This is a genomic window from Rosenbergiella collisarenosi, assembly GCF_018494085.1.
GTDB lineage: Bacteria > Pseudomonadota > Gammaproteobacteria > Enterobacterales > Enterobacteriaceae > Rosenbergiella > Rosenbergiella collisarenosi.
Genome location: NZ_JABBFP010000013.1, coordinates 43,798 through 55,130, shown reverse-complemented (window position 1 = coordinate 55,130; position 11,333 = coordinate 43,798). Strand labels below are relative to the sequence as shown.

Annotated in this window: 9 protein-coding genes and 1 other annotated feature; of the genes, 4 read left to right on the top strand and 5 right to left on the bottom strand. The window is 47.0% G+C overall.

What is annotated here, in order from left to right:
• Positions 1–153: 153 nt before the first annotated feature.
• From clpB to rluD, 3 genes are all read right to left on the bottom strand, one after another.
• On the bottom strand, positions 154–2,727 hold the full coding sequence (gene clpB / locus HGT70_RS15625; RefSeq protein WP_214196493.1) for an ATP-dependent chaperone ClpB: 2,574 nt from the start codon (positions 2,725–2,727) through the stop codon (positions 154–156).
• A 120-nt stretch (positions 2,728–2,847) separates the two neighbouring features.
• Positions 2,848–3,585 (bottom strand): purine nucleoside phosphorylase YfiH, encoded by a 738-nt coding sequence (gene yfiH, locus HGT70_RS15620; RefSeq protein WP_071431380.1) that lies wholly within the window; start codon positions 3,583–3,585, stop codon positions 2,848–2,850.
• Positions 3,582–4,562, bottom strand: coding sequence for a 23S rRNA pseudouridine(1911/1915/1917) synthase RluD (rluD, locus tag HGT70_RS15615; protein WP_071431382.1), 981 nt, complete (start codon positions 4,560–4,562; stop codon positions 3,582–3,584). Before rluD ends, yfiH begins: the two co-directional genes overlap by 4 nt.
• Before the next feature lie 128 nt (positions 4,563–4,690).
• Between rluD and bamD the strand changes: the two genes are divergently transcribed.
• Both bamD and HGT70_RS15605 read left to right on the top strand, forming a co-directional pair.
• Positions 4,691–5,425 (top strand): outer membrane protein assembly factor BamD, encoded by a 735-nt coding sequence (bamD, locus tag HGT70_RS15610; protein ID WP_071431384.1) that lies wholly within the window; start codon positions 4,691–4,693, stop codon positions 5,423–5,425.
• 176 nt (positions 5,426–5,601) lie between these two features.
• The gene (locus HGT70_RS15605; RefSeq protein WP_214196492.1) at positions 5,602–6,366 is read left to right on the top strand and encodes an AraC family transcriptional regulator; all 765 of its coding nucleotides are present in this window, start codon (positions 5,602–5,604) and stop codon (positions 6,364–6,366) included.
• Here HGT70_RS15605 and leuA read toward each other — a convergent pair.
• The gene (gene leuA / locus HGT70_RS15600; RefSeq protein ID WP_214196491.1) at positions 6,341–8,023 is read right to left on the bottom strand and encodes a 2-isopropylmalate synthase; all 1,683 of its coding nucleotides are present in this window, start codon (positions 8,021–8,023) and stop codon (positions 6,341–6,343) included. The genes HGT70_RS15605 and leuA overlap by 26 nt on opposite strands.
• A 400-nt stretch (positions 8,024–8,423) precedes the next feature.
• Here leuA and raiA point away from each other — a divergent pair, with 400 nt between their 5' ends.
• A complete protein-coding gene (raiA, locus tag HGT70_RS15595; protein WP_071431390.1) occupies positions 8,424–8,753 on the top strand; it encodes a ribosome-associated translation inhibitor RaiA in 330 nt (109 codons plus the stop codon).
• 93 nt (positions 8,754–8,846) lie between these two features.
• Positions 8,847–8,967: a sequence feature (Phe leader region), on the top strand.
• 29 nt (positions 8,968–8,996) lie between these two features.
• A complete protein-coding gene (pheA, locus tag HGT70_RS15590) occupies positions 8,997–10,154 on the top strand; it encodes a bifunctional chorismate mutase/prephenate dehydratase (protein WP_214196490.1) in 1,158 nt (385 codons plus the stop codon).
• Positions 10,155–10,207: 53 nt separating this feature from the next.
• On the opposite strand, the gene tyrA is transcribed toward pheA, so the two are convergent.
• A complete protein-coding gene (gene tyrA, locus HGT70_RS15585; protein ID WP_071431395.1) occupies positions 10,208–11,329 on the bottom strand; it encodes a bifunctional chorismate mutase/prephenate dehydrogenase in 1,122 nt (373 codons plus the stop codon).
• Positions 11,330–11,333: the final 4 nt, after the last annotated feature.

Here is an 11,333-nt window from a genome sequence, read left to right as displayed (position 1 = left end):
GTCAGTGGATGCGCATTATAGGGAGTTCCGCTGAGAGCGCAAGGGATTATTTAAACTTTTTTACTGAGTGGTGATTAATGAATCATTTCGACTAAAAACAGAACAAAAAGGCCTAGAAATTCGCATTTCTAGGCCTTTATTAGACAACATCGGCTATTGCTGGGCGGTAATTACGCCGTCTACAACACCTAATTTGATGGTCGCACCCGGTAAAAGTTTCCCTGAAAGGATCTGTTGGGCTAACGGATTCTCAATCTCTTGCTGTATGGCACGCTTCAGTGGACGCGCACCATAGACAGGATCGAAACCAACTTCACCTAACAGTTTCAACGCTTCATCAGAAATTTCAACCGAGTAACCGCGTTCTTCTAACCGCTTGTAAAGACGTTGCAACTGAATATCAGCAATTTGCGCAATATGCTCATGACTCAGTGGATGGAACACAACGACTTCATCTATACGGTTGATGAACTCTGGACGGAAGTGATGCCCGACAACATCCATTACCACGCCTTTCATTTGACCATAGTCCAGCTCGCCAAACTTGTCCTGAATTAAGTCAGATCCCAAGTTTGACGTCATAATGATTACCGTATTACGAAAATCGACGGTACGCCCTTGACCATCAGTGAGTCGACCATCATCAAGAACCTGTAACAGTATATTGAAGACGTCAGGGTGAGCTTTCTCAACTTCATCTAATAAGATGACTGAGTAAGGCCGTCTGCGAACCGCTTCGGTTAGATAGCCGCCTTCTTCATAACCGACATAACCTGGAGGCGCACCGACTAGTCTTGAGACTGAATGCTTCTCCATAAATTCGGACATGTCGATACGTACCATTGCCTCGTCGCTATCGAAAAGAAAATCGGCAAGTGACTTACAAAGCTCGGTTTTACCAACGCCTGTTGGTCCTAAGAATAAGAAGGAACCCACTGGCCGGTTTGGATCAGCAAGCCCCGCTCGACTACGGCGTATAGCATTCGCCACTGCATCGACCGCTTCATCTTGTCCGATCACACGGTCATGTAGCGTCTCTTCCATCCGCAGCAGTTTCTCTCTCTCGCCTTCCATCATGCGAGCGACAGGGATCCCCGTCCATCGCGCCAATACGTCCGCAATCTCAACGTCAGTAACTCTATTACGCAACATCTTCATTTGCTGAGTGTCAGACTGTGTGGCTTGAGCGAGTTGTTTCTCTAACTCAGGAATTTTACCGTATTGTAGCTCAGACATTTGGCCAAGATCGCCATTGCGTCGCGCTTGCTCCATGCTAATACGAGCTTGCTCTAACTCAGATTTTATATGTTGCGTACCAGTAAGTGAGGCTTTTTCAGCTTTCCACTCTTCGTCTAACTCAGCGTAGCTTTGTTCTTTCTGCTCCAGTTCAGCCTCTAACATCGCTAACCGCTTAACACTGGCGTCATCCGTCTCTTTCTTAAGTGCTTGTTGCTCTAACTTGAGTTGGATAATTCTACGTTCTAGGCGATCCAGTGGCTCCGGTTTGGAGTCGATCTGCATCCGAATGCTCGATGCCGCCTCATCGATAAGGTCGATGGCTTTATCGGGTAACTGGCGATCCGCAATATACCGATGAGAAAGTTGTGCTGCAGCAACAATCGCTGGGTCAGTGATTTGCACGTGGTGATGTAACTCATAGCGTTCTTTCAGCCCACGTAAAATCGCGATGGTATCTTCCACCGTCGGCTCGGCGACCAAGACTTTTTGGAAGCGACGTTCGAGCGCAGCATCTTTTTCTATATATTGACGGTATTCATCTAAGGTTGTTGCCCCGACGCAATGCAACTCTCCTCGCGCTAAGGCAGGCTTAAGCATATTACCGGCATCCATCGCACCATCGGCTTTACCCGCGCCGACCATGGTATGGATTTCATCGATAAAGAGAATGACATTACCGTCTTGTTTCGACAGATCATTCAGCACCGCTTTGAGCCGCTCTTCAAACTCACCCCGAAACTTAGCACCGGCCACCAGCGCACCCATATCTAAAGCTAAGACACGGCGACCTTTAAGGCCCTCAGGCACTTCACCATTAATGATACGTTGCGCTAGGCCTTCAACGATTGCGGTTTTACCTACCCCCGGTTCACCAATTAACACTGGGTTATTCTTGGTACGGCGTTGAAGTACCTGGATAGTACGTCTAATCTCTTCATCACGACCAATAACGGGGTCGAGCTTGCCTGACTCAGCACGTTCCGTCAGATCAATGGTGTATTTTTTAAGTGCTTGGCGTTGGTCTTCTGCCCCTTGGTCGTTCACACCCTCTCCCCCTCGAAGTTGATCAATAGCTTTAGTTAGTTTCTCACTGGTCAAACCGGCTGATTTCAATAGATCGCCGACGCCTCCGCGCGACTCAAACGCCGCAAGGAGAAAGAGTTCAGACGAGATGTAACTATCACCGCGTTTTTGTGCCAACTTGTCACACAGATTTAACACGCGGATTAACTCGGCCGAAGGCTGGACATCGCCATCGCTCCCCTCTACTTTAGCAAGGCGAGCTAGAGCCTGAGATAATTGAGCCTGAAGTTGAGAGACCTCAACACCACAGGAGACGAGTAAGGGGCGAATCGATCCCCCTTCTTGCGTTAATAATGCAGAAAAAAGATGTATAGGTTCGATGAATTGATTATCACTGCCTAGCGCTAATGACTGTGCATCGGCTAGGGCTTGTTGAAATTTATTAGTAAGACGATCTAGACGCATAATTCCTCCACAAAGGTCAACATGCTATTGACTATTAAGTGGAGGTGATTAGGAGAAATTCAAGAGGAGCGGAAGAATAAATTGCTGAAAAAACATCCTCGGTAATTACGTCTGTCTTCTCTACTTTTCAAGCCAAACAAGGCTAGCCATCCGGCCAGTCTGCCCATCTCGACGGTATGAGAAGAAATATTCAGCCTCTGAAAAGGTACAGCGCTGAGATTGATAAATAGCATCGACCCCTGCGCGCTTTAACCGTAATTCGGCAAGCCTCGGTAAATCAGCTAAATATTTTTCACCACGAGCGGTAAAACATTGAGCAGCAACTTCTTGATGGCTAATAAAAGCGGCTCTTACCTCTGGGCCCACTTCGAAGGCTTGTGGTCCAATTGCAGGTCCTATCCATGTGATAATATCGCTCGGATCATCATCAAAGGTCGCGAGCGTATTTTCCAGTACGCCATCACATAAACCACGCCACCCAGCATGTGCGGCAGCAACCTGAGTTCCTTGCCGATTACAAAACAAAACTGGCAGACAATCAGCCGTCATTACGACGCAGACGCTCCCCGCTTCGCGCGAGAAGCTGGCATCGGCATCTGGTAGATCAGTCGAAGACGCTACAGCGTTGATAACGCGATCACTATGGACCTGATTCAACCAGAAAGGAGGGGCTGGTAGTTTTGCAACCTCGATCAGTCGATCCCGATTTCTCTTTACAACATCAAGATTATCCCCGACATGGCTCCCAAGATTGAAGGTATTCCAAGGCGTATCACCTACGCCCCCCATACGGGTAGTCGATACGGCACGTACCGTAGAAGGTACGTCCCAATTAGGAATAATCAATGATTCACTCATAACCAATCCATCTGGTCGCGGTGAAGTGCCGTGTCGTCCTTTAACGCATCAATCAACTCTACCATATCTTGCGGAAGGGGAGCATGCCACTCCATTTGAATGCCTGTTATTGGGTGGTAAAGACGCAACATAGTGGCATGTAGCGCTTGGCGATCGAAGCCACGTAGAGCATTAATGAAAGCTTCGCTTGAACCTTTTGGAGGACGAGGACGACCGCCGTAAAGAGGATCGCCCACCAGCGAGTGCCCAATATGCGCCATATGTACACGAATTTGGTGCGTCCTACCCGTTTCTAATCTTAATCGAAGACGAGTGTGTGCGCGAAAATGTTCCATAATACGATAGTGCGTCACAGCGGGTTTACCCATCGGGTGTACTGCCATGTGCGTGCGCTTAGTCGAGTGGCGAGATATCGCCTCATCAACGGTTCCACCTGCAGTCATGGTACCAATGGCTACGGCTTCGTATTCCCGTGTAATTTCTCTGCGTTGTAAGCAATCAACCAAATGAGTTTGTGCCGGGACGCTTTTGGCAACCACCATTAATCCTGTGGTATCCTTATCAAGGCGGTGTACAATACCCGCACGCGGAACATCTGCGATGGACGGATAATGATATAGCAGCGCATTGAGGATGGTTTGATCTGGATTGCCCGCGCCTGGGTGCACGACGAAATCGCGCGGCTTGTTGATCACTAAAATATCGTCATCTTCATAAACGATATTTAGAGGGATGTTTTGCGGCTCCCAGCGAGCCTCCTCTTCGATTTCGGCGCTGATTACTATTTTCTCACCGCCCAATACTTTTTCTTTGGGTTTATCGGCAACTGACCCATCAATGGTTACTCTGCCCTGTAAAATCCATTCTTTTATGCGAGAACGTGAATAATCAGGGAACAATTCAGCCAAAGACTGATCTAAGCGTTGTCCCAATTGTTCTAGGGAGATGGTTGCAGCGAGTTCTACTTGTTGTGCCATATAAGGTTCTTCGTTAACGTTGGGTTTTTCCGGCAAAGCCGTTTAAGATAATGTGCTATCTTAGCTGATAAACAATGGAAGCCGCATATAAATGCTTCCAATAAACTTTTGAGGATAATCAATTCGTCATGATGCGTATGAAATATCTTGTGGCTCTCGCCACGCTTAGCTTAGCTCTGGTCGGATGTTCCGGATCTAAAGATGTAGTTCCTGACAATCCTCCTTCGCAGATTTATGCTACAGCTCAGCAAAAACTGCAAGATGGGAACTTTAGAGGCGCCATCAGCCAGTTAGAAGCACTGGATAACCGCTATCCTTTTGGTCCATATTCGCAACAGGTACAGCTTGATCTTATCTACGCTTATTACAAAAATGACGATATGCCGATGGCTCAAGCGACTATTTCACGCTTTATGCGTCTGAACCCGACTCACCCTAACATCGACTACGTCATGTATATGCAAGGGTTAACAGACATGGCGCTCGACCAATCGGCTCTGCAACACTTCTTTGGTATCGATCGTTCAGATCGCGATCCATCGAATGCCCGTCAAGCGTTTAAAGATCTTTCACAGCTAGTACAAAGCTATCCGAACAGCCAATATACTCCTGATGCACAGAAGCGTTTAGTTGCGCTGAAGGATCGTCTATCGACGTATCAATTGTCTGTTGTGAAATTCTACACTAAACGTGGGGCCTATGTCGCGGTCGTTAATCGTGCGAAAGAGATGTTAAGCGATTACCCGGATACTCAATCAACGCGCGAAGCACTCCCTTATATGGAAAATGCATACCGCAAGCTACAGCTCACGACTGAAGCAGATAAAGTGGCTAAATTGATCGCATCGAACAACACAAAATAGTCTCATCGCCTCTCCTTCATAAACAGCCACCATCGAGTGGCTGTTTTTTTATCTCTTTAATGCTTCTCCCGCCATTAGAATCTATCGTCAACTGTTCGGCGACAAACCAGCAGAACGATTGAAAAGGCGATAGCCTCACATTATCCTCACACTTCACTCTATAAACAGTAGAACGTATGTCGACGACTCTCCCATTTAATTTTAGTACCCGCCCATTGATTCCGCATGCTCACGATTATTCTCACGGCGAGAGTGAGCCTTGGCATCAACATAGCTGTGCACAATTACTCTACAGCTTAAGCGGAGTAGTCAGCGTATATACTCAACAAGGGTGTTGGGTTATCCCTCCTAGCCGAGGAGTATGGTTACCCGCGGGCGTTGTTCATCAGTTAGCGATTACCGGAAAAGTTGCCGCAAGGACACTATTCGTCGATCCTTTCGCTCGGGCAGATTTACCCGCCGTATGCCAAGTGGTACAGATCTCTTCGCTATTAAGAGAGCTCATCATTACAGCGATAGATCTCCCGGAGCTCTACGTAGCGAATACAAGAACGGAGAGAATTTACGAACTTATCCTCGACGAGATACGAGGGATGTCGGTATTGCCCTTTAACTTACCCGAACCGACCTCCCCAGCATTGAGCAATATCTGTATGCGAGTTCGTAATGACTTGGGGAAAACCTGGACGACGTCCGAGGCAGCATCTCTGCTAAATATTAGTGAGCGCACATTACTAAGACATTTTCGCCGGGAAATAGGATTTTCTTTTAGCGAATGGCTACGCCGAGCGAGATTAATGGAGGCCTTAAAACGTCTCGCACAGGGCCAATCTGTATTAAGGGTGGCCCTCGAATTAGGCTATGAAAGCCAAAGTGCTTTTAGCCTAATGTTTCGCCAACGATTAGGAACGCCACCTAGCGACTATTTCCAATCCATATAGCGGCAGGTAATGAGTTGAGTAACGCCTGTAAGCAGGCCCGTGCGATATCGCTATCAATGCTTACGCCCCAATGGCTCTGTTTACCTCCAATGGTACAGAGAATATAAGCGGCAGAGCGGCTTTCATTTTGTCTACCTAAGGTGTGCTCATGATAATCTTCAATAATAGGAACAGCGGTCAAATAAGGAGTGAGTGCATTGACTGCTGCTGACAACAACCCATTGCCCATCCCTTCTAACAGAATAGTTTTCGTCGCCATTGTAATCTGAGCATGAAAAAGGATTCGGTTGTCGTCCACGCTTTCGGTACGATAGTCGACTAACTGATGTACAGCTTGTTCGTACGGGCCGTAAAGTTGACGAAAAAGTTGCCATACTTGTGCCAACGTCATCTCACGACCACTCTGATCGGTGATAACCTGAACGTGGTGACTAAACGCCTGCTGTAAGGCTCGCGGCAGTTTCAAACCATGGTTTTGTTCCAACATCCATGCGGTACCACTTTTACCCGATTGACTATTCACGCGGATTACCGCCTCATAATCACAGCCTATATCATTAGGATCAATCAAAAGATATGGTATCTCCCACAGCGGACTTATCGCCTGCTCGCGCGCTGTGAAGCCTTTTTTGATTGCATCTTGGTGAGAACCTGAAAAAGCCGTGAATGCTAGTTTTCCTGCATAAGGGTGTCGCGGATGAACGGGAATCTGATTAAATTTTTCAACTTGCTCAACAATGCCAGGTAACTCGCTAAAATTTAGTTGCGGTGAAATGCCTTGGCTATAAAGATTCATCGCTAAAGTAACTAAACATAGATTACCCGTCCGCTCACCATTACCGAAAAGGCATCCCTCCACCCTTTCAGCCCCGGCCAATAAGGCTAACTCAGCACTAGCCACCCCACACCCTTGATCATTATGCGGATGAACGCTGATACACACCCTTTCGCGGTAGGCAAACTGGCGACAGAAATACTCAATTTGATCGGCATACACATTGGGGGTGTTAACCTCAACGGTACTCGGTAAATTGATAATCATTGGTCGCTCAGAGGAAGGCTGCCAAACCTCGGTAACGGCTTGGCAGATCTCTAGCGCAAACTCTGGCTCGGTAAAGCAGAATGTTTCAGGTGAATATTGATACGTCCAAAAGGTGCCAGGTGTTGCGTCGCACGATTGGCGTATTTGCTGACTCGCCGCAACCGCCAACTTAATGATATCTGCTTTACTTTGCTGGAACACAAGGCGTCGAAACAAAGGCGCTGTTGCGTTATAAAGGTGAATCGTTGCACGTTGAACACCCTGCAATGCCTCGAATGTTCGCGTAATTAAATCGGGACGCGCTTGGGTGATGACCTGAATTGTCACATCATCCGGGATCCTTTTTTCATCAATAAGTTGTCTAACAAATTGAAAGTCGGTCTCTGAAGCCGCGGGAAAGGCGACCTCAATTTCTTTAAAACCACAGTCTAACAGTAATGCCCAAAATTCTACTTTACGCTCCACGCTCATGGGCTCAGCGAGCGCTTGATTGCCATCACGTAAGTCTGTCGATAACCAGCGCGGAGACTGCATTAATCGTTTATTTGGCCACGTCCTGTCGGCTAAGGCGATAACAGGATAAGGCTGATATTTAGCCGAGGGGTCAAGCAACATAGTATTTTCCTTGATGAGGGTAAAATACTATCCTAGCGATACCTGCCGCTACGTGACTCGTGCATAGGTGACAACCTGTCACGTAAAACGGACATCTCCCTTCCCGCTGAGACAGAAATAAGTGCTATTTAACGTTAATGGTAGACAGTGACGGGTTATCCATAACTCCACTCTTCGACGAGACTACTGTTTATTCGCTTCAGTGATAGCCCCCTCTTCTCCTCTAACCGGTGAATAAATATGTGCGGATATTATCTATGACCAGACCGGCCTATAGCTGAAAATAAGCGACTTAGCCGAATATTTTTCACATATCAATAATGTGATTTAGATCACATTATTGATATGTATAGTCGGTATTCTGAATGCACGTACCATGACAATGACGAAGAGAGGTAAAATGATGATCAACATCACCAGCAAGCAAATGGATATTACCCCAGCAATCCGTAGTCATATCGAAGAGCGGTTTGCGAAGCTAGAAAAATGGCAGACCCAGCTGATAAATCCTCACGTGGTACTCTCGAAAGAACCTAAAGAGTTCGTTGCTGATGCAACACTCAACACTCCAAATGGAACCCTAGTTGCGACTGCCAAGCACGACGACATGTATGCCGCCGTCAATGAACTCATTACAAAGTTGGAACGCCAACTCAATAAAGTTCAACACAAGGCAGAGGCTCGACGCGCCAATGGTAGTGTTAAAGATATTATTCCTGCTGAATTATAAAGATATCGCGCACCCACGTGGTGCGCGGTTTTTCGATTGACGAGCGTTATTGCAAACGTTACTCTCTCAACTCATCTTTTTGAGAAATCCTATTATGCAACTCAACCCGTTCTTCTTTTTATTCCTTTTTAGCTCCCCCCACTAGGGAAGCCGCTTCGACTAGAATGAATAAAAAGACGAACAAAAGGCCTCCCCTCAGGGAGGCTTTTTTTTTGAAAAAATAAAAAATCAGAAGGACAGACTATGACCTCTTACGCTTCGCTTGACGAATTGCGACACGATATTAGTGACCTGGACAGTCGTTTACTCACTTTACTGGCTAAGCGTCGCGAACTCGCGGTAGCGGTGGGCAACTACAAGTTACAAACCCAGCGTCCTGTACGTGATGTCACGCGTGAAAAACAACTTTTAGAAAAACTCATTGAACAAGGCAAAACGCTCTCTCTCGATAGTCACTATATTACCCGCCTCTTCCAGCTAGTCATTGAAGACTCGGTATTAATTCAACAAGCTTTACTACAAAAAGCGCTTAACGAATCGCAACAACATGCAGTACGCATCTCGTTCCTAGGTCCAAAAGGCTCGTACTCACATCTTGCCGCACGTAGCTATGCCTCTCGTCACTTCGAACAGATGATCGAAGTTGGCTGTAGCAAGTTTCAGGATATTGTCGATCAAGTTGAAAAGGGATTAGCGGACTACGCAGTACTGCCGCTGGAAAATACTAGCTCTGGGTCGATTAATGATGTCTATGACCTGCTACAAAGTACGGGATTACATATCGTTGGCGAACTCACATTGCCGATTAACCACTGCTTATTAGTGGCAGAAGATACCTCACTGTCGACGATCACAACAGTCTACAGCCACCCACAACCTTTTCAGCAATGCAGCCACTATCTCAATCAGTATCCGCACTGGAAAATCAATTATACCGAAAGCACTGCAGCGGCGATGGAAACGGTCGCGCAGTTAAATGATCCTACCGTTGCTGCGCTGGGTAGCGAAGCAGGTGGACAGCTTTACCAGCTACAAGCTATTGATCGCCAACTGGCGAATCAAGCACAAAATATGACCCGCTTCATTGTCTTGGCACGTAAACCCATCAAAGTTTCTGAACAGGTCCCAGCCAAAACAACATTACTCATGGCAACAGGTCAGCAGGCCGGGGCATTGGTCGATGCCTTACTTATCTTGAGACAGCACGATATTGTGATGACTAAGTTAGAATCACGGCCTATCAATGGTAATCCTTGGGAAGAGATGTTTTATATCGATGTGCAAGCCAACAGCTATGATCCCGCCATGCAAGCGGCTCTCGAACAGCTAACCGAACTCACTCGTTACTTGAAAGTACTAGGTTCCTACCCGAGTGAAACCATTGCCGCAGTATCCCCATAATAAAAAAAAGCACCACGTCTAACAGTGGTGCTTTTTGCTAAAGACATAAGCCTTTATTTACGATTATCGTTTGCTGCTTTTAACAAAGAGCGACTTTCCGTCATAAAGGTCTCGGCATAATCACCAAACCACGCTTGTACCGTGGAAAAGCTCTCAATAAAGGAAGCTTTATCGCCCTTCTCTAGGTGTGACAACGCTTGCCCAAAACGTGCGTAGTAACGCTTAATTAAGGCGATATTGTCAGGTGAAGACATGATAATGTCAGCATACAGCTGGGCATCTTGCGCAAATAGACGGCCAACCATGGCGAGTTCAAGCCGATAGATCGGAGAAGAAAGCGCAAGTAGCTGTTTAAGATCCACATTCTCTTCACAGAGATGTAGGCCATAAGCAAACGTTGCAAAATGCCTAAGCGCTTGAATAAATGCCATGTTTTGGTCGTGCGCATCCGCGGTTGCCGAATGCAGACGCGCTCCCCACACTTCGATTTGTTGCAGGAACCACTGGTAAGCTTCAGGGTAGCGCCCATCGCACCACACTACGACTTGCTTAGCCAAACTCCCGCTATCTGGACCAAACATTGGGTGTAATCCCAACACGGGTCCAGTGTGGGCCGCCATCATAGCTTGTAACGGCGCTTTTTTTACTGAGCATAGATCAACCAGAATACAATCTTCTGGTAGAGGGGGGAGCTGCTGAATAACCTGTTCAGTCAGATGAATCGGAACGCTGATAATTACCATACCTGCATCGGCGACGAGTGAGGCGGCTTGTTCCCATTCCTCTTTATCGAGTATTCGTACCTGATAACCCGAGAGCTGAAGCATACGCTCGAATAACTGCCCCATCTTTCCTTTACCGCCGACTATGACTATTGGCCGTATGGTTGGGTTAAGAGTCTTAAACCCCTTATCATTCTCGCTCGTATAAGATTCACGCATGACCCTACGTAATACATCTTCAATCAAGTCCGCAGGCACACCTGCAGCTTCGGCTTCGGCTCGACGTGAGGCCAACATTGAAGCCTCACGTTCGGGTACATAGATAGGAAGACCATGTTGGCTCTTAACCTCTCCGACTTCTGCCACCAACTGCATACGTTGTGCAAGAAGCGCCAATAGTGCCTTATCCGTTTCATCTATTTTGTCACGTAGTGCATTCAGCTCTGCAACCATTACT

Bases quoted from the DNA above. Each gene is read 5' to 3' on its own strand.
- rluD (WP_071431382.1), bottom strand. From the start codon at position 4,562: ATGGCACAACAAGTAGAACTCGCTGCAACCATCTCCCTAGAACAATTG.
- clpB (WP_214196493.1), bottom strand. From the start codon at position 2,727: ATGCGTCTAGATCGTCTTACTAATAAATTTCAACAAGCCCTAGCCGAT.
- bamD (WP_071431384.1), top strand. From the start codon at position 4,691: ATGATGCGTATGAAATATCTTGTGGCTCTCGCCACGCTTAGCTTAGCT.
- leuA (WP_214196491.1), bottom strand. From the start codon at position 8,023: ATGTTGCTTGACCCCTCGGCTAAATATCAGCCTTATCCTGTTATCGCC.
- tyrA (WP_071431395.1), bottom strand. From the start codon at position 11,329: ATGGTTGCAGAGCTGAATGCACTACGTGACAAAATAGATGAAACGGAT.
- pheA (WP_214196490.1), top strand. From the start codon at position 8,997: ATGACCTCTTACGCTTCGCTTGACGAATTGCGACACGATATTAGTGAC.
- raiA (WP_071431390.1), top strand. From the start codon at position 8,424: ATGATGATCAACATCACCAGCAAGCAAATGGATATTACCCCAGCAATC.
- HGT70_RS15605 (WP_214196492.1), top strand. From the start codon at position 5,602: ATGTCGACGACTCTCCCATTTAATTTTAGTACCCGCCCATTGATTCCG.
- yfiH (WP_071431380.1), bottom strand. From the start codon at position 3,585: ATGAGTGAATCATTGATTATTCCTAATTGGGACGTACCTTCTACGGTA.